The organism is Pseudomonas sp. ADAK2 TE3594 (assembly GCF_053628675.1).
Map to the genome: position 1 here is coordinate 4,848,142 of NZ_JBRJGV010000001.1, position 19,602 is coordinate 4,867,743.

A 19,602-nucleotide genomic window follows, 5' to 3' on the forward strand; every position below is an offset into this window, starting at 1 on the left:
AGAGCCCGCTTCCGACGGACAACCTGAAAAATGCGTGGGAAAGTTCCATGTTTTGACACTGGAAGCGTGGGTACGATCAATCCCGCATCTGACACCGATTTTTCGTCTGACACGGATTACTGTAGGAGCTGTCGAGTGAAACGAGGCTGCGATCTTTTGATCTTGAAAATCAACGTCAAGAGATCGCAGCCTTCGGCAACTCCTACGTGGGGTTGTGTACACCCGCGATAGACTGGTTGGCTGTCAGGCCGCCATCGCGAGCAGGCTCGCTCCCACAATTGAACCGTGTACACCCGCGAGAGATTGGGCGGCTGTCAGGCCGCCTTCGCGGGCAAGCCTCGCTCCTACAAAAAGCCATCGGCATACACCCGCCTTTCACCACTCAACAGGCCGAGCGTTAGCTCGCCTGCAGCTCTTGATCTGGCTTTTGATCTTGATCTGCCCGCCCCTTCGGGAGGCGGAGTGGAGGTGTTCATCTGGGGATTGGCGCGCAGCGCCGTTCGACGCAGTCGAACCCATCGCATGTAGGTCGTAGCGAAGCAGACCGTAGGGCGATGCCCCCAGATGGATACCGGAGCGAAGGAACGCCGAGCCTCAGCGAGGGGCCGGACGCTTGGAGCGAAGCCTTTTGCTTACTTTTCGGCGTCTGGAAAAGTGAGGCGCCGTAAGGGCGAAACCCTAAGCCGCCGTTACCGCAGCAACGGATATGTACCCCACCAACCAAAGCATGGTCGGCTATAAGGCCGCCAAGATCAAAACAAGATCCCAGCCCAAACTGACAGAGCCGTCAGTTACCAGTCACTCTCCTGACGGGCGAACAGGTTTATAAAGGAAGGTATAAACCTGACAAAATTCCGACCACTCTGCCCGGCGCCCCACTCGCATGCGAATTCAGAAAAAAATCGCCCTGTTCGCCGCCCTTCTGATCACCCTGGCAGCGCTGGGCGTGTGGTACGCCGCCAAACCCGCCACGACCAAACTGACCACTTCCACCGCCATCCCCGTGCGAGTGGTCAGCGTCGCCGAAAAAGACGTGCCCCGCTACATCAGCGGCATCGGCTCGGTGCTGTCCTTGCACAGCGTGGTCGTGCGCCCACAGATCGACGGTATCCTCACCAAGCTGCTGGTCAAGGAAGGCCAACTGGTGAACAAAGGTGACCTGCTGGCCACCATCGACGACCGCTCGATCCGCGCCAGCCTCGATCAGGCCCGGGCGCAACTGGGCGAAAGTCAGGCGCAACTGCAAGTGGCACAGGTCAACCTCAAACGCTACAAACTGCTGAGCGTCGACGACGGCGTGTCCAAGCAAACCTACGATCAGCAACAAGCCCTGGTCAACCAACTCAAAGCCACCGCCCAAGGCAATCAGGCGTCGATCGACGCCGCTCTGGTGCAGCTTTCTTACACGCAGATTCGCTCCCCGGTCACCGGTCGCGTCGGTATTCGCACGGTAGACGAAGGCAACTTCCTGCGCATGACCGACACCCAAGGCCTGTTCACGGTGACCCAGATCGACCCGATTGCCGTGGAGTTTTCCCTGCCGCAACACATGTTGCCGACCCTGCAAGGGCTGATAAACGATCCACAGCACACGTCGGTCAAGGCTTACATCGGTGCCGATACCGACGGCGAAACCGGCAACCTGCTGGGCGAAGGTCATCTGACCCTGATCGACAACCAGATCAACGCCAACACCGGGACCATTCGCGCCAAGGCCGAATTCGCCAACCCCGTACAGAAACTCTGGCCGGGCCTGCTGGTAACGGTAAAGATTCAGACAGCACTGGATAAAAATGCGCTGGTGGTGCCGCCCACCGTCGTACAACGTGGCCTCGATCAACATTTCGTCTATCGGGTCAATGGCGACAAGGTCGAAGCCGTTCAGGTGCAGATGGTTTATCAAGGCAGCGGCCAGGACATCATCAAAGGCGTAAAACCGGGCGATGTGCTGGTCAGCGACGGCCAGTCGCGGCTCAAACCTGGCTCGACCGTGCAGGTGGTGACCGACCCACCGCAAGTGGTGCAATCGGAGCCGAAACCATGAAGGGACATGGCTCGGTTTCCGCGTGGTGCATCGATCATCCGGTGGCGACGGTCCTGCTGACCTTTGCCTTGGTGCTGCTCGGCGTCATCGCCTTTCCGCGACTGTCGATTGCACCACTGCCGGAAGCAGAATTCCCGACCATCCAGGTGGCCGCGCAACTGCCCGGCGCCAACCCCGAAACCATGGCCTCCTCGGTAGCCACGCCGCTTGAAGTGCAATTCAGCGCCATCCCCGGCGTGACCCAGATGACCTCGAGCAGCGCCCTGGGCTCGACCATTCTGACCCTGCAATTCACCCTCGACAAAAGCATCGACACCGCCGCGCAGGAAGTCCAGGCCGCGATCAACACCGCCGCCGGCAAACTGCCCAAAGACATGCCGAACCTGCCGAACTGGAGGAAGGTCAACCCGGCCGACAGCCCGGTGCTGATCCTCAGCATCAATTCGCCGCAAATGCCCGGCACCGAAGTCAGTGACCTGGTGGAAACCCTGCTCGCCCGTCAGATCAGCCAGATCGACGGCGTAGGCAATATCAACATCACCGGTCAGCAACGTCCGGCGATCCGCGTGCAGGCCTCGGCGGACAAACTCGCCGCCATTGGCCTGACCCTGGCGGACATTCGCCTGGCGATCCAGCAGACCAGCCTCAACCTGGCCAAGGGTGCGTTGTATGGCGAGTCGAGCATTTCGACCTTGTCCACCAACGACCAATTGTTCCACCCCCAGGAATACGGCCAGCTGATTGTTTCCTACAAGGACGGCGCACCGGTTCATCTCAAGGATGTGGCCAAAGTCGTCAACGGTTCGGAAGATGCCTACATCCAGGCTTGGGCTGATGGTCAGCCGGGGGTGAACCTGGTGATTTTCCGGCAACCGGGGGCCAACATCGTCGAGACCGTGGACCGTATTCAAGCGGCCCTGCCGACGCTGGAGGCCATGCTGCCGGCCTCGGTGCAGGTCAAAGTGTTGATCGACCGCACCCAGACCATCCGCGCTTCGTTGCATGAAGTGGAAGTCACCCTGCTGATCGCGATCCTGCTGGTGGTGGCGGTGATGGCGCTGTTCCTGCGGCAGTTGTCGGCGACCCTGATCGTGGCGTCGGTGCTCGGTGTGTCGCTGATCGCCAGTTTTGCCCTGATGTACATCATGGGCTTCAGCCTGAATAACCTGACACTGGTGGCGATCGTGGTGTCCGTCGGGTTTGTGGTGGACGATGCGATTGTGGTGGTGGAAAACATTCACCGTCACCTGGAGGCCGGCGACAGCATGCGCGAGGCGGCGATCAAGGGTGCCGGCGAGATCGGCTTTACCGTGGTTTCCATCAGTTTCTCGCTGGTGGCGGCGTTCATTCCGCTGCTGTTCATGGGGGGCGTGGTCGGGCGGCTGTTCAAGGAATTCGCCCTGACCGCCACCTCGACCATCATGATTTCCGTGGTGGTGTCCCTGACGCTCGCACCGACGTTGGCCGCGCTGTTCATGCGTGCGCCGGAACACAGCCAATCGGGTTTCGGCGAGCGCTTGCTGGCGCTGTACGAGAAAGGCCTGCGCCGCGCCCTCGCCCATCAGAAATTGATGATCGGTGTGTTCGGCCTGTCCCTCGGCCTGGCGGTCGCCGGGTACATTTTCATTCCGAAGGGTTTCTTCCCGGTGCAGGACACCGGTTTCGTTCTCGGCACCACCGAAGCAGCGGCGGACATTTCCTACGGCGACATGGTGAAAAAACACTTGGCGATGGCCGAAATCGTTGCCGCCGATCCCGCCGTCGAGACGTTCTCACATTCGGTCGGCGTTTCGGGCAGCAACCAGACCATCGCCAACGGACGCTTCTGGATTTCGCTGAAAAAGCGCGGCGACCGTGACGTATCTGCCAGCCAATTCATCGACCGGATTCGCCCACAGCTGATGAAAGTCCCGGGCATCGTGCTGTACCTGCGCGCCGGGCAAGACATCAACCTCAGCTCCGGCCCGAGCCGCGCGCAGTACCAATACGTGCTCAAGAGCAACGACGGGCCACTCCTGAGTACCTGGACCCAGCGCCTGACGGAAAAACTGCGCAGCAACCCGGCGTTCCGCGACATTTCCAACGACCTGCAACTGGGCGGCAACATCACCCACATCAGCATCGACCGCAGCGCTGCGGCGCGTTTCGGCCTGACCGCCAGTGATGTCGACGAAGCGCTGTACGACGCCTTCGGCCAGCGGCAGATCAACGAATTCCAGACCCAGACCAACCAGTACAACGTGATTCTGGAGCTGGACACCAAACAGCGCGGCAAGGCCGAAAGCCTCAACTATTTCTACCTGCGCTCGCCGCTGAGTGGAGAGATGGTGCCGCTGTCGGCCCTGGCGAAATTCGATGCGCCGACCATCGGCCCGTTGTCCATCGCTCACGACGGGATGTTCCCGGCGGCCAACCTATCGTTCAACCTGGCGCCCGGCGTCGCGTTGGGCGATGCGGTGATCATGCTCAATCAGGCCAAGACCGACATCGGCATGCCGGTGGCCATCAGCGGTAATTTCCAGGGCGCGGCCCAGGCGTTCCAGAGTTCGCTGGCCAGCCAGCCGTGGCTGATTCTGGCGGCGCTAGTGGCGGTGTACATCATTCTTGGCGTGCTCTACGAGAGCTTCGTGCATCCGCTGACGATCATCTCGACCCTGCCCTCGGCGGGGCTCGGGGCGGTGATCATGTTGTGGATCTGTGGCCAGGATTTTTCGATCATGGCGCTGATCGGGCTGGTGCTGCTGATCGGCATCGTCAAGAAAAACGGCATTCTGATGATCGACTTCGCTCTCGACGCCCAACGTAACCGTGGCTTGCCTCCCGAAGAGGCGATCTACGAAGCGTGTATGACGCGGTTCCGGCCGATCATCATGACCACCCTCGCCGCCCTGCTTGGTGCCCTGCCGCTGATGCTCGGCTACGGCACCGGCGCCGAACTGCGCCAGCCATTGGGCATCGCGGTGGTCGGCGGCTTGCTGGTGAGCCAGGCGCTGACGCTGTTCACTACGCCGGTCATATACTTAATGCTTGAGCGGCTTTTCCATCGACCTAAACCAGCTCCGGCACCGATGTCGGTGCAGGCGACCACAGACTGAGGCGGGGTCATGCGCGTTCTGATTATCGAAGACGAAGAAAAAACCGCGGACTATCTACACCGCGGTCTGACGGAACAGGGCTACACCGTGGACGTGGCTGGCGATGGCGTCGAAGGCCTGCACCTGGCGCTGGAAAGCGATTACGCAGTGATTGTCCTCGACGTCATGTTGCCCCGCCTCGACGGCTTCGGCGTATTGCGTGCGCTGCGGGCACGCAAGCAAACGCCAGTGATCATGCTCACCGCCCGCGAGCGGGTGGAAGACCGCATCAAAGGCCTGCGCGATGGTGCCGACGATTACCTCGGCAAACCGTTTTCCTTCCTCGAACTGGTGGCGCGCCTGCAAGCGCTCACCCGTCGTAGCGGCGGCCATGAACCGGTGCAGGTGAGCATCGCCGACCTGTGGATAGATTTGATCAGCCGCAAAGCCACCCGCGCCGGCACTCGCCTGGACCTGACCGCCAAGGAGTTTTCGCTGCTCAGCGTGCTGGCGCGGCGGCAAGGGGAAATTCTCTCGAAAACCGCCATCGCCGAGATGGTCTGGGACATTAATTTCGACAGCGACGCCAACGTGGTCGAGGTCGCGATCAAACGCCTGCGGGCCAAGCTCGACGGGCCGTTCGAAGAGAAATTGCTGCACACGATTCGTGGCATGGGTTATGTGCTGGAGAGCCGTAGTGTCCAGTAACTCGATCGCGCTGCGCCTGAGCGGGATGTTTACGCTGGTGGCGCTGCTGGTGTTTCTGTTGATCGGCGGTGCGCTGTATCAACAAGTCGACAAGGGTCTGGGCCTGCTGCCCGAAGCCGAGCTGGATGCGCGTTACAGCGTGCTTGAATCAGCGCTCAACCGTTACGGCACGCCCGAGCATTGGGTGAAGATCAACGCCAAGCTCAAACTGCTGAGCGAAGAAGACAAGCGCATCCGCTTTTGGGTGGTCAGCGGCAACCCCGGTTATGAATACGGCCAACCCGACGCGCCAATCCGCGCTTTCGCCCAAGGCCCGTTGGGCATGCGCGACATGGAGTTGCCCGACCATCCGTACCCGCTGAAAGTGCTGGTCACTGAGCTGCCAGCCAAGGACCAGCGCCCGCCGCTGCGCTTCATGATCGGCATCGACACCGAGACCTTTTACGAGACGCAGCACCACTTGCTGATCGCCCTGATCAGCCTGGCGATCGTGGGTGTATTGCTGGCCTCGCTGCTCGGTTACTGGGTAGCGCGGATCGGCCTCAAGCCGCTGATCAAGTTGTCGCAGGAAGCCCAGCGCCTGGCGCCGCCGAGGCTGTCCGGCCGTTTGCAACTGTCGCCATTGCCACCGGAACTGAATCAGTTTGTCAGCTCGTTCAACGCCACACTGGAACGAGTCGAACAGGCCTATTCACGGCTGGAGTCGTTCAACGCCGACGTCGCCCATGAACTGCGCTCACCGCTGACCAACCTGATCGGCCAGACCCAGGTTGCGCTGACACGCGGGCGTTCGGCCGAACACTATTTCGAAGTGCTGCAATCGAACCTCGAAGAGCTCGAACGACTGCGCTCGATCATCAACGACATGCTGTTCCTCGCCAGCGCCGACCAGGGCAGCAAGGCCACTAAACTGACGTCCACCTCACTGGCCGATGAAGTGGCGACGACGCTGGAATATCTGGATTTCATTCTTGAGGATGCGCAGGTTCAGGTCGAGGTCAGTGGCGATGCGCAGGTACGAATCGAGATCGCCCATCTGCGCCGGGCGTTGATCAACTTGCTGAGCAACGCGGTGCAGCACACCGAGCCCGGGAAAGTGATTGAGGTACGGATCGAAGTCGAAGAGCATCAGGTCAGCATCGGCGTCGCCAACCCGGGATCGCCGATTGCCAATGAGCACTTGCCGCGATTGTTCGAGCGCTTCTACCGGGTCGATGCGTCGCGCAGCAACAGTGGCAACAACCATGGCCTGGGGTTGGCAATCGTCAAGGCGATTGCGCTGATGCATGGTGGCGATGTGTTTGTGCGCAGTGATCATGGGATGAATACTTTCGGGATTCATCTCCCGGTCTGATCACACAGCCCCTTCACCACAGAAAGCCAAACCACCAATACCGGGCAATTGTCGACTACCCGCAGAATGTCTTCTAAGCTTCAATTAGCAAAAGGCCAGCATGTTTTGCTGGCCTTTTTTTTATCCGGCATTTATACAGGCGCTCTGAACGCGACCGGTTTCTGGGACTCTGCCCGATTCTTGTAAAAAACCTTCATAACGCCTTATTTTGCAGAAGTCAGAACCATGAGTGTGAGCAGTGCGAAATCCCGCCAACCGATCCGTGCAACCCGGTCGGAGCGGTTCCTGGTTTTCGGCAGTTTATTGTTGGTGATTGCGATACTGAGCATCGTGGCGTTCCTGCTGATCCGCGAACGCGCCCATGCCGAATTGTCCGCCGCTCGCGCTGCCAACAATATCGTGCAATTGATCGATGCCGACGTGCTGCGCAATGTCGAACTCTATGATGTGTCGCTGCTGGGTTTGATCGCTGCCTCCCAGCGAGAAGACCTCAAGAGCGTTTCTCCAGCCATTCGCCATCTGGCCTATTTCGACCGCGCCACTGCCGCGCCGTACAAGGGCAACATTTTGTTGCTCGACAACAAGGGCGACGTGATCGCTGACTCGGCCTCGGTGGAAGCCCGGCAGGGCAACTACGCCGACCGCGAATACTTCCAGTCTCACGTGAACAACCCGGACCCGGGCATGTTCATCAGTCCCCCCTTCAGAGCCAGGTCGCCCGAACAGGATTGGCGTATCAGTTTCAGCCGCCGGGTGAACGGCTCCCAGGGTGAATTTCTGGGCGTGGCCGAAGCCGCCATGCGGTTGAGTTACTTCGATCAGTTGTTCAACAGTTTGAGCATCGGTCGTGACAGTACGGTCAATCTGATCAGCAAGGACGGGACGCTTCTGGCTCAACAACCACGTCTGGCCGAAGAGCTGATTGGCAAGAACTTCAGTAACCGTCCCAATTTCCAGCGCATCGTCAAGGAAGGCAACGGCAGCTTCACCAGCATGTCCGATCGATACCATGACAAGCGCTTGTACACCTTCTCCAAGGTCGGGAACTTGCCGTTGATTGTCATCGTTGCGCTATCAAGTGATGAAGTCTTTGCGGCCTGGAAGCGCACCGCGGTGGTGGTCAGCTTTGCAACCATTGCCCTGTGCGTGAGCCTGCTGTGGCTGACCTGGTTGCTCTGCCGGGAACTGCGTCGGCGCCAGAGTGCCGAGCTGGAGCTGGCACAACTGGCCGCTACCGACCCCTTGACCGGTCTGGCCAACCGCCGAAGCCTGGATCAGGCCCTGCGCCATGAATGGTTTCGCGCCCAACGTTCCGGTCTGCCATTGTCGGTGCTGATGATCGATGTCGATCACTTCAAGGCGTTCAACGACCGACATGGCCATCAGGGCGGCGACGATGCCTTGCGCTGGGTGGCCAAGGTAATCGGCACCCATGTTCGACGGCCGGCGGACCTGGTCGCCCGTTACGGAGGCGAGGAGTTTTCGGTAATCCTGGCTGAAACCGACAGCGCCGGCGCTCAACAGATTGCCGACAACGTCCGCGCAGCGGTGGAGAAGTTGCCGTTGGTGGGGAGTGATACGTCGCCGATTACTGTCAGTATTGGTATCAGTACCTGGACGACGACGTCCGATATCAGCCTGGAGCAATTGCTGTTTACGGCGGACAAGGCGCTGTATCAGGCCAAGGAAAGTGGGCGGAATCGGGTGGTTGCAGCAGACTGAGATCTACGGTGTGGCGGCCGGCCCTATCGCGGGCAAGCCCGGCTCCCACAGGTTGTTCGGTTGACGCGAATTCGGGCACGACGCATGACCTGTGGGAGCGGGCTTGCCCGCGAAGAGGCCATGACAGGCACCACAAAACACACTTTCCCGCACCCATAAAAAAAGGCCACCCGAAGGTAGCCTTTAAAAAACTAGAGAGGTTTTTTGCTTACACGGCCGCAACAGGACGCATGTAAGAGATCGGTGCAGTGCTGGCGTCTTCGAAAGTCACGACTTCCCAAGCATCTGTCTGCTCAATCAACTTGCGCAGCAGCTGGTTGTTCAATGCATGTCCGGACTTGAAGCCCTTGAACTCACCAATCAGGCTATTGCCCAGCAGGTAGAGGTCACCAATTGCATCGAGGATCTTGTGCTTCACGAACTCGTCTTCATAGCGAAGGCCGTCTTCGTTCAGTACACCATCCGCGTCGACCACAATAGCGTTTTCAACGCTGCCGCCGAGTGCGAGGTTGTGCTTGCGCAGGTACTCGATGTCACTCATGAAACCAAAGGTACGGGCGCGGCTGACTTCTTTTACGAACGAAGTGCTGGAAAAATCCACGCTTGCACTTTGTGTGCGGTCACGGAAAACCGGGTGATCGAAATCGATCTCGAAGCTCACTTTGAAACCTTCGAAAGGGACGAAAGTGGCGCGCTTGTCGCCGTCTTCCACTGTCACTTCCCGCAGGATCCGGATGAACTTCTTGGCGGCGTCCTGCTCTTCCAGGCCGGCCGATTGAATCAGGAATACGAAGGGTCCAGCGCTACCATCCATGATCGGGACTTCGGACGCGGAGAGCTCGACGTAGGCGTTATCGATGCCCAGGCCAGCCATGGCCGAGAGCAGGTGCTCCACCGTGTCCACTTTGACGTCACCGTTAACAAGCGTGGTCGACATAGTGGTTTCGCCAACGTTTTCCGCGCGGGCAGGAATCTGCACCACAGGGTCGAGGTCAGCACGACAAAACACAATGCCGGTGTCGACAGGCGCTGGCTTGAGGGTCAGGTAGACCTTCTCCCCGGAGTGCAGGCCGACACCTGTGGCACGGATAATATTCTTCAGGGTGCGTTGTTTAATCATGGCATGGGCCGCTTCAGCGCAAATTGCGAACTGGTATCAACAAAGGCTGGCGATGATAGCAGACCAGACCTTTGCTGAACACCAATCACCCTAATACCCCTGATACATTTCATCAATCGGCCTGACGACGCAGGAAAGCCGGGATGTCCAGGTAGTCCAGATCATCTTGCGGGTTCATCTTCGCGGCAGTCGCAGCACCGGCCTGAGCCTGGTTGCGCATGACGGTCGGACGGTCCAGGTCACGGTAGTTCACCGCAGGCTGTTCCTGACGAACAGGGGCTTGTTGTTGTGGCTGGGAAGCCATCGAGGTGTGAACCGTATTGTCGATGACCTTCACAGGCTTCTCGATTTTAGCGCCTAAACCGGTGGCAACAACAGTCACGTGCAGCTCGTCGCGCATGTCCGGATCGATAACGGTACCGACCTTGACCATCGCGTGCTCGGAAGCGAAGGCTTCGATGATGCTACCCACGTCGGAGTACTCACCCAGGGACAGGTCAGGACCGGCGGTGATGTTCACCAGGATGCCGCGTGCACCTTGCAGGTTCACGTCTTCGAGCAACGGGTTGCGAATGGCCGCTTCGGTGGCCTCACGTGCACGGTTCGGACCGCTGGCGCAGCCAGTGCCCATCATCGCCATGCCCATTTCGCTCATCACGGTACGCACGTCGGCAAAGTCGACGTTGATCATGCCCGGACGCTTGATGATGTCGGAGATACCGCGCACGGCACCGGCCAGTACATCGTCGGCCTTGGCGAAAGCCGACAGCAGGCTTGCGTCTTTCCCGAGGATGGTCAGCAGCTTCTCGTTGGGAATGGTGATCAACGAGTCGACGCTTTCAGACAGCAGACGAATACCTTCGTCGGCGATCTGCATACGCTTGCGACCTTCGAACGGGAACGGACGGGTCACCACCGCAACGGTGAGGATCCCCATTTCCTTGGCCACTTCGGCAATGATCGGCGCAGCACCGGTACCGGTACCACCGCCCATGCCGGTGGTGATGAACACCATATTGGTGCCCTGCAGGACTTCGGCAATGCGCTCACGGTCTTCGAGAGCGGCCTGACGACCTACTTCAGGGTTGGCGCCGGCGCCCAGGCCTTTGGTCACGCCGGTGCCCAGTTGCAGAATGGTCCGCGCGCCGATGCTTTTCAGCGCTTGGGCATCAGTGTTGGCGCAGATGAATTCAACGCCTTCAATGTTGCTCTTGACCATATGATTGACAGCGTTGCCGCCGCCACCGCCAACACCGATAACTTTAATTACCGGGCTTGCGGGGATGTTGTCTACGAGTTCGAACATTTTCCCTCTCCTTACATTCTCTAGTTTTTTCGCCTACTGCTGTTTGAAGCGGTGTTGCGGTAAAGCTTTAGAAATTGCCTTGTACCCAGCTCTTGAAGCGATCGAGCAAGGCGACTTTCGGTTCGTCATTGCTGTAGCTGTCGCGGCTGCCGATGCCCGAGAACGAAATCCCGTCGGACTGCTTCTGCAGGCCGTACATCAACAGGCCAACGCCAGTGGAATAAATCGGGTTGCGGACCACGTCGTCCAGGCCCTTGACGCCATGCGGCACGCCCAGGCGAACCGGCATGTGGAAGATCTCTTCGGCCAGTTCCACCGCACCTTCCATCTTCGACGTACCGCCAGTCAGCACGATGCCGGCCGGGATCAGGTCTTCGTAGCCACTGCGACGCAGTTCGGCCTGGATCAAGGTGAACAGCTCGTCGTAACGCGGCTCGACCACTTCGGCCAGGGCCTGACGGGACAGCTCGCGCGGTGGACGGTCGCCGACGCTCGGCACCTTGATGGTTTCGCCGGCACCGGCCAGTTTGGCCAGGGCGCAGGCGTAGCGAATCTTGATTTCCTCGGCGTACTGGGTCGGGGTGCGCAGCGCCATGGCGATGTCGTTGGTCACCTGGTCGCCCGCAATCGGGATCACCGCGGTGTGACGGATCGCGCCTTCGGTGAAGATTGCGATGTCAGTGGTGCCGCCGCCGATGTCCACCAGGCACACGCCCAGCTCTTTCTCGTCGTCGGTCAGGACCGAGTAGGCCGAGGCCAACTGCTCGAGAATGATGTCGTCGATTTCCAGACCGCAGCGGCGCACGCACTTTTCAATGTTCTGTGCGGCGTTGACGGCGCAGGTGACCACGTGAACCTTGGCTTCCAGACGCACGCCGGACATACCCAGCGGCTCGCGAACGCCTTCCTGGTTATCGATCACGTAATCCTGCGGCAGGGTGTGCAGCACACGCTGGTCAGCCGGGATCGCCACCGCCTGGGCAGCGTCGAGAACGCGCTCAAGGTCGGCGGAGCTGACTTCGCGATCACGAATCGCCACGATGCCGTGGGAGTTCAGGCTGCGGATGTGATTGCCGGCCACGCCGACAAACGCCGAGTGGATCCGGCAACCGGCCATCAGCTGCGCTTCTTCAATAGCGCGCTGGATCGACTGGACGGTGGACTCGATGTTCACCACTACGCCTTTTTTCAGGCCGCGGGACGGATGAGTACCGATCCCGACGATTTCGAGCGTGCCGTCGTCCGAGACCTCGCCGACCAGCGCCACCACCTTGGAGGTGCCGATATCGAGACCGACGATCATTTTGCCGCTTTGCACGTTTGCCATGGGTCCTGCCTCTTCTTAATTCTTCGCGACAGCGGGTTGGGCTGTCGTGGGCGCTACAGGTTCCCGCCAGCCAACAGCGAGGCCGTTGGCGTAGCGCAGATCGATGCGCGCAATGTTCGTAATCTGCTCTTTGAGCGTCTTGTCATAGATGGCAATGAAGCGGCGCATCTTTTCCACCAGCTTGCCGCGTCCCAGCAGCAGTTCGATTCCCGGGCCCGCGCTGCCTGCGCCGGTGGTCAGGAACCAACTGCCTCGTTCACGCAACTCCAGGCGTGCAATCGAGAAGCCCAATGGCCTGAGCATCTGGCTCAGCACCTGGTATTGCTGCATCACTTGCTGCTGGGCCCGCTGCGGGCCGAACAGCTGTGGCAGGTGTTCGTAGTTCGCCAGCTCGCGCGGGGTGAACGCCTGCCCCTGGTTGTTCAGCAGCGACTCATCGCCCCAACGGGCCACCGGCAGTTGTTCTTCCAGGCGAATCACCACCTGATCCGGCCATACCCGACGCACTTCGGCGTGAGCAATCCATGGCATCTGTTCAAGCTCGGTACGCATGCTCTCCAGGTCGATGGTGAAGAAGCTCGACGCCACGTAGGGGGCGATCCGCTGCTGCACCGCTTGCTGGCTGATGTAACTCAGGTCGCCCTGCACCGCGATCTTGGTGATCGGCCGGTCGGCGTACGGCAGCAAACGCTGTGCGCCTTCATAAGTGCCGAACCCCAACGCCACCAGCAGCACGGGCCAGAACAGGCTTTTCAGAAAACCAAAGTTGGCTTTCGGCAGGCGCGCGGACATCGGCTCTTTGGCCACCATTCGGCTGGCACCCCGCGGCACCGGCTTGCGGCCGGGTGCGGAAGGCTGATGACGTAGCTGAGCGCCTTGCATGGTCTTAACCTCTTGTCGGCTCTTGGTTACCGGCAGTGTTGCCGGTAACGCTGGCGGCCAGAATCGCCAGAACCAGTTGCTGGAAATCCAGGCCGGCGGCACGGGCCGCCATCGGAACCAGACTGTGATCGGTCATGCCCGGTGCGGTATTGACTTCCAGGAACCAGAACTGCCCGTCGGCGTCCTGCATCACGTCTGCCCTGCCCCAACCGGCGATACCCAGCGCCTCACAGGCTTTGGCCGTGAGGTCCATGAGTTCTTTTTCTTTATTGCTGTCCAGGCCACACGGGATCCGGTACTGAGTATCGGAAGCCACGTACTTGGCGTCGTAGTCGTAGAAACTGTGGGTTGTGCCCAGGGCGATTGGAGGCAACACCTGGTCACGCAGGGTGGCGATGGTGAACTCCGGACCTTGAATCCATTGCTCGACCAACACTTGCGAATCATAGGTACTGGCCGCTTTCCACGCGTCGATCAATTCAGACGCGGAAGTCACTTTGGCCATACCGATACTGGAACCTTCATGGGCCGGTTTGACGATCAAAGGGAAGCCCAGTTCCGTGGCCGCCGAAATACAATCGGCCTCAGAGCTCAGTACCGCATGGCGCGGCGTCGGAATCCCGAGGCTGTGCCAGACCTGCTTGGTGCGCAGTTTGTCCATGGCCAGTGCCGAGGCCAGAATGCCGCTGCCGGTGTACGGAATACCCAGGCATTCGAGCAGGCCCTGCATGCTGCCGTCTTCACCGCCACGACCGTGGAGGATGATGAACGCGCGGTCGATTTTTTCGTTCAGCAGACGCTGCAGCAGGTCATCGCCCACATCAAGACCGAAGGCGTCCACACCGGCGCTTTGCAGTGCTTCGAGCACTGCGTTACCCGACTTCAGGGAGACCTCACGCTCGGCACTCTTGCCGCCGAACAGCACGGCGACACGGCCGAAGTCTTTCGGCGCAATAGTGGAGACGAGGTTGGCGTAAGCAGCAGTCATTTCAACTTCCCCACGCTTGGCGCGGCAACCGCGCCAGCGAACAACGGACTATTCAACAGTTTCGGTGCGAGACCGCCGATATCACCGGCGCCCTGGCACAACAGAATGTCGCCGGCACGCAGCAGCGGCTTGACGATCGGTGCGAGGTCGATGCCGCGCTCGATGTAGATCGGGTCGAGCTGACCACGCTGGCGAATGCTGTTGCACAGCTTGCGGCTATCAGCGCCCGGAATCGGCTCTTCGCCGGCCGGATAGACTTCCATCAGCAGCAGCACGTTGGCGTCGGCCAGTACATTGACGAAATCGTCGTACAGATCGCGGGTGCGGCTATAACGGTGCGGCTGGTAAACCATCACCAGACGACGCTCCGGCCAGCCACCGCGCACGGCTTTGATCACGGCCGCGACTTCGGTCGGGTGGTGACCGTAGTCGTCCACCAGCATCACGTTGCCGCCTTCAACCGGCAGTTCGCCGTAAACCTGGAAGCGACGACCGACACCCTGGAACCCGGACAGGCCCTGGACGATGGCTTCATCGCTGACGCCTTCGTCGGTGGCGATGCAAATGGTCGCCAGCGCGTTCAGCACGTTGTGGTTGCCCGGCATGTTCACCGACACATCCAGCGGCTCGCGATCAGGGCGCAGCACGGTAAAGAAGGTCTGCATGCCCTGCTGACGCACATTGATGGCACGCACGTCGGCGTCGTCGCCGAAACCGTAGGTGACGGTCGGACGTTTCACCTGTGGGAGGATTTCACGCACCACCGGATCATCCAGGCACACCACTGCCAAGCCGTAGAACGGCAGGTTGTGCAGGAACTCGACGAAGGTTTTCTTCAGTTTGTTGAAGTCGCCGTCGTAGGTCGCCATGTGGTCGGCGTCGATGTTGGTGACCACGGCCACCAGCGGCTGCAAGTGCAGGAAGCTGGCATCGCTTTCATCGGCTTCGGCGATCAGGTAGCGGCTGGTGCCGAGCTGGGCATTGGTGCCCGCGGCATTCAGGCGACCACCGATAACGAACGTCGGGTCCAGGCCACCGGCGGCGAACACCGAAGCGATCAGGCTGGTGGTGGTGGTTTTGCCGTGGGTACCGGCGACGGCGATGCCGTGGCGGTAACGCATCAGTTCGGCCAGCATCTCGGCACGCGGCACCACCGGAATCCGGCGCTCCAGGGCAGTGGCCACTTCCGGATTGGAAGTGGTCACGGCGCTGGAGGTGACCAGCACATCGGCGTTCGCGGCGTTCTCGGCACGGTGGCCGATATAGATGTGGGCACCGAAGGATTCCAGGCGCTCGGTCACCGGCGATGCTTTCAGGTCGGAACCGGACACTTCATAGCCCAGGTTCAGCAACACTTCGGCAATGCCGCACATGCCCACGCCGCCGATACCGACGAAGTGGATGCGACGGATACGGCGCATTTCCGGGTGCGGCATGGCTTTCTTGTTCTCAACCATGGGCCACCTCCAGGCAGGTATCGACCACGTTACGGGTGGCATCGGGTTTGGCCAGGCGGCGTGCCGCGGTGGCCATGTCGTTGAGTCGTTGCGGTTGCATCAAGACCTCTGTCAGGCGAGCGGCAAGATCCGCTGCGCCAGTCGTTCTTTGCGGCATCAGGAAGGCAGCGCCTTCACGGGCCAAATAATCGGCGTTGCGGGTCTGGTGATCGTCGATCGCGTGGGGCAAAGGCACCAGCATCGAGGGCAGACCGGCAGCCGCCAGTTCACTGATGGTCAGCGCGCCTGCGCGGCACACCACCAGGTCGGCCCAGCCATAGGCTTGGGCCATGTCTTTGATGAACGGCTGCACTTGCGCCTCGACGCCAGCCGCGCGATAGCGCTCTGCAGTCACTTCATCGTGGTTTTTGCCGGCCTGATGAAACACGTCCGGGCGCAGGTCGGGGGCGACTTGCGACAGGGCTTCAGGCAGCAACTTGTTCAACGGCTCTGCGCCCAGGCTTCCGCCCAGGATCAGCAAACGCGCCTTGCGACCGGCCAGGGCAGGTCGCGGTGTTTCGAGGAACAGCTCGGTGCGCACCGGGTTACCGGTGGTGCGACGGCTGTTCGACAGGGTAAAGGTGTCGGGGAACGCTTCACAGACTCGGGCGGCCAACGGCACCAGCAACCGATTGGCGGTACCGGCCACGGCGTTCTGCTCGTGAACGATCACCGGCACGCCGGCCAATTTGGCAGCAACGCCGCCGGGGCCGGTCACATAACCCCCGAAGCCGACCACACACACCGGCCGCAGCTGACGAATGATCGCCCGCGCCTGCCAGATCGACTTGAGCAACATGAACGGTGCCTTGAGCAGGGACAATTTGCCCTTGCCGCGCAAACCGCTGGCGTTGATCCGATGCAGTTCGATGCCGGCTACCGGGACCAGATCGTTCTCGATGCCACGCGGTGTCCCGAGCCAATGCACAGTGTAACCACGGGCCTGGAATTCGCGAGCACACGCCAGCGCCGGGAACACATGGCCCCCGGTGCCGCCGGCCATGATCAATACGTTAGCGCCCATGGTTCGGCTCCTCGGCGAAGTCGCTCTCATGGAATTCCATCTCTTCACTGCCCAAGTGGGTTCGACTCTCCCACTCGATGCGCAGCAACAAGCCAAGACAGGCACAGCAGATCACCAACGAACTGCCGCCATAACTGAGGAATGGCAGGGTCAGCCCCTTGGTTGGCAGCAGGCCGACGTTCACCCCGATGTTGATCAGGAACTGACCAATCCACAGGAACGACAGGCCGTATGCGATGTAGGCGGCGAAAAATTGCTTGGCCTTCTCGGCCCAATAACCGATGTACATGCCACGAATACAGACAAAGACGAACAGCGCTACGGTGCACAAAGAACCCACGGCACCCAGTTCTTCGGCCAGGACCGAGAACACGAAGTCAGTGTGGGCTTCCGGCAGGTAGAACTGTTTCTGCACGCTGTTGCCCAGGCCAACGCCCAGCCATTCGCCGCGACCGAAAGCGATCAACGCTTGAGACAACTGGTAGCCAGCACCGAACTGGTCGGCCCACGGGTCCGCAAAGTTGGTCAGACGCGCCATTCGATACGGCTGCATTTGAATCAACAACACCACCGCACCGACCGCCAGGACCACCATCAAGGAAAAACGGAACAGCCCGACCCCGCCGAGGAACAGCATCGCCGCAGCCGCCCCCATCATCACGACGGTGGCACCGAAGTCCGGCTCCATCAGCAACAGACCCGCCATCGGCAACAGAACGATGAACGGCTTGAAGAAGCCCATCCAGCTTTCACGCACTTCTTTCTGACGACGCACCAGATAACCGGCGAGGTAGATCACCACGAATACCTTGGCGATCTCGGAAGGCTGGACGTTGAAGAAACTGAAGCCGATCCAGCGCATCGAACCGTTCACTTCACGCCCGATCCCCGGGATGATCACCATCACCAGCAAACCGAACGCACCAATCAGCATCAGCCAGCCCAGGCGCTGCCAAGTCGCGATCGGAATCATCATGGTGACGATGCAGGCACCAAGGCCCAGCACCACGTAGATAAGGTGGCGAATCATGTAATAAAAGGCACTGCCCGACTGCACTGCCGCCACTTCGGTCGAGGCCGATGCAATCATGACCAGCCCCAGGCCGAGCAGCGCCAGGCAGCCGGCAAGCATCGGGAAATCGAGGTCGATGCCGCGCCCGGTGATGATCGGCGACGGGTACGGCTTGATGATATTCAGGAGGCTCATGCCAAGTCCTCCACGGCGCGGACAAACTGGTGGCCGCGATCTTCGTAGTTCTTGAACATGTCGAAACTGGCGCAGGCCGGGGACAGCAGCACCGCGTCGCCCTTTTCGGCGATGGCGCGGCATTGCTCGACTGCTTCGATCAACGAGCCGACGCGAACCAGCGGTACGCCATCGCCGATGGCCTCGCCGATCTTGTCGGAATCACGGCCCATCAAAATGACGGCGCGGCAGTTGGCCGCCACCGGATCACGCAAATCCTTGAATTTTTCGGCACCCTTGCCATCGCCACCGGCGATCAGCACAAGCTTGCCGTCGATGTCCGCGCCCAGGCCTTCGATGGCCGCCAGAGCGGCGCCAACGTTGGTGGCTTTGGAATCGTTGTAATAACCCACACCATCGAGGTCGCGCACCCATTGGCAGCGATGCTCGAGCCCGGCGAAATTGCGCAGGGCCGAAAGCATGGCATCGAACGGCAGGCCGACGGCGTGGCCCAGCGCCAAGGCCGCGAGGGCGTTGGACTGGTTATGCGCGCCACGAACTTTCAACTCGCGCACCGGCATCAGGTTCTGGAATTCGAAGGCCAGGTATTTCTCGCCGTCCTCTTCCCGGATACCAAAGGCCTTGAAGTCGGGCTTGTTCAGACCGAAGGTCCAGCACGGTTGGCCTTCGCCCATCAGCGGACGGCTGAGGGCGTCCTGACGGTTGACCACAAACTGCCGGGCGCCCCGGAAGATCCGGTGCTTGGCCAAGTGATAGGCCGGCAGACCGCTGTAGCGGTCCATGTGGTCTTCGCTGATGTTGAGCACGGTCGCCACTTCGGCGTTGAGTTGATCGGTGGTTTCGAGCTGGAAGCTCGACAACTCCATCACGTACAACTCAATGTCGTCGCTGAGCAAATCCAGCGCTGGCGTACCGAGGTTGCCGCCGACGGCAACACGCTTGCCAGCCGCAGCCGCCATCTCGCCGACCAGGGTGGTGACGGTGCTTTTGGCGTTGGAACCGCTGATGGCGACAATCGGCGCCTTCGCGTTACGCGCGAACAGCTCGATGTCGCCGGACAACTTCACGCCACGGGCGGCGGCAGCCTGCAGGGCCGGGGTCGCCAGCGCCAGGCCTGGGCTCACGTAGAGCTCGTCGGCACGGCACAGGAATTCGACGTCCAGCTCGCCACAACGCACTTCCACGTGCGGATAGTCACGCTTGAGCGTGGCCAGTTCCGGTGGATTTTCCCGCGTATCGGCGACAGCAAACGACACGCCCCGGTTCGCCAGGAAGCGAACCAGGGACATGCCGCTCTTGCCGAGGCCGACAACGATGCGGAAGTGGTCAGAAGCGATCAGAGACACTCGT

14 protein-coding genes are annotated in these 19,602 nt (G+C 60.5%); 5 read left to right on the forward strand and 9 right to left on the reverse strand.

Annotated features, from left to right (window positions below; all coding sequences use genetic code 11):
• Positions 1-883 precede the first annotated feature (883 nt).
• The 5 genes from AB7M22_RS21625 to AB7M22_RS21645 all read left to right on the forward strand — a co-directional run bounded on the left by AB7M22_RS21625 (position 884) and on the right by AB7M22_RS21645 (position 8,902).
• The gene (locus tag AB7M22_RS21625) at positions 884-2,044 is read left to right on the forward strand and encodes an efflux RND transporter periplasmic adaptor subunit (protein ID WP_454187739.1); all 1,161 of its coding nucleotides are present in this window, start codon (positions 884-886) and stop codon (positions 2,042-2,044) included.
• On the forward strand, positions 2,041-5,139 hold the full coding sequence (locus tag AB7M22_RS21630; RefSeq protein WP_454187740.1) for a multidrug efflux RND transporter permease subunit: 3,099 nt from the start codon (positions 2,041-2,043) through the stop codon (positions 5,137-5,139). The genes AB7M22_RS21625 and AB7M22_RS21630 overlap by 4 nt, the downstream gene beginning before the upstream one ends.
• 9 nt (positions 5,140-5,148) lie before the next feature.
• On the forward strand, positions 5,149-5,826 hold the full coding sequence (locus AB7M22_RS21635; RefSeq protein WP_454187741.1) for a heavy metal response regulator transcription factor: 678 nt from the start codon (positions 5,149-5,151) through the stop codon (positions 5,824-5,826).
• The gene (locus tag AB7M22_RS21640; protein ID WP_454187742.1) at positions 5,816-7,180 is read left to right on the forward strand and encodes a heavy metal sensor histidine kinase; all 1,365 of its coding nucleotides are present in this window, start codon (positions 5,816-5,818) and stop codon (positions 7,178-7,180) included. Before AB7M22_RS21635 ends, AB7M22_RS21640 begins: the two co-directional genes overlap by 11 nt.
• A 225-nt stretch (positions 7,181-7,405) precedes the next feature.
• Positions 7,406-8,902, forward strand: a complete 1,497-nt coding sequence (locus AB7M22_RS21645; protein WP_454187743.1) for a diguanylate cyclase — start codon at positions 7,406-7,408, stop codon at positions 8,900-8,902.
• Between the two features lie 208 nt (positions 8,903-9,110).
• Here AB7M22_RS21645 and lpxC read toward each other — a convergent pair whose 3' ends face one another.
• From lpxC to murD, 9 genes are all read right to left on the reverse strand, one after another.
• Entirely contained in the window at positions 9,111-10,022 is a 912-nt protein-coding gene (gene lpxC, locus AB7M22_RS21650) for a UDP-3-O-acyl-N-acetylglucosamine deacetylase (protein WP_007939852.1), read from the reverse strand.
• A gap of 112 nt (positions 10,023-10,134) precedes the next feature.
• Positions 10,135-11,328, reverse strand: a complete 1,194-nt coding sequence (gene ftsZ / locus AB7M22_RS21655; RefSeq protein WP_007904318.1) for a cell division protein FtsZ — start codon at positions 11,326-11,328, stop codon at positions 10,135-10,137.
• A gap of 67 nt (positions 11,329-11,395) precedes the next feature.
• Positions 11,396-12,655, reverse strand: coding sequence for a cell division protein FtsA (gene ftsA / locus AB7M22_RS21660; protein WP_007904319.1), 1,260 nt, complete (start codon positions 12,653-12,655; stop codon positions 11,396-11,398).
• Between the two features lie 15 nt (positions 12,656-12,670).
• Positions 12,671-13,537 carry a cell division protein FtsQ/DivIB gene (locus AB7M22_RS21665; protein ID WP_007904320.1) on the reverse strand — a complete coding sequence of 289 codons (867 nt, stop codon included), beginning with the start codon at positions 13,535-13,537 and terminating at the stop codon, positions 12,671-12,673.
• Between the two features lie 4 nt (positions 13,538-13,541).
• A complete protein-coding gene (locus tag AB7M22_RS21670) occupies positions 13,542-14,525 on the reverse strand; it encodes a D-alanine--D-alanine ligase (RefSeq protein ID WP_454187744.1) in 984 nt (327 codons plus the stop codon).
• Positions 14,522-15,982: a UDP-N-acetylmuramate--L-alanine ligase gene (gene murC / locus AB7M22_RS21675; protein ID WP_454187745.1), complete on the reverse strand. Its 1,461-nt coding sequence runs from the start codon at positions 15,980-15,982 to the stop codon at positions 14,522-14,524. The genes AB7M22_RS21670 and murC overlap by 4 nt, the downstream gene beginning before the upstream one ends.
• Entirely contained in the window at positions 15,975-17,045 is a 1,071-nt protein-coding gene (gene murG, locus AB7M22_RS21680; protein ID WP_454187746.1) for an undecaprenyldiphospho-muramoylpentapeptide beta-N-acetylglucosaminyltransferase, read from the reverse strand. Before murG ends, murC begins: the two co-directional genes overlap by 8 nt.
• The gene (ftsW, locus tag AB7M22_RS21685) at positions 17,035-18,252 is read right to left on the reverse strand and encodes a putative lipid II flippase FtsW (RefSeq protein WP_008005016.1); all 1,218 of its coding nucleotides are present in this window, start codon (positions 18,250-18,252) and stop codon (positions 17,035-17,037) included. The genes murG and ftsW overlap by 11 nt, the downstream gene beginning before the upstream one ends.
• Positions 18,249-19,598 carry a UDP-N-acetylmuramoyl-L-alanine--D-glutamate ligase gene (gene murD, locus AB7M22_RS21690; RefSeq protein ID WP_454187747.1) on the reverse strand — a complete coding sequence of 450 codons (1,350 nt, stop codon included), beginning with the start codon at positions 19,596-19,598 and terminating at the stop codon, positions 18,249-18,251. Before murD ends, ftsW begins: the two co-directional genes overlap by 4 nt.
• Positions 19,599-19,602: the final 4 nt, after the last annotated feature.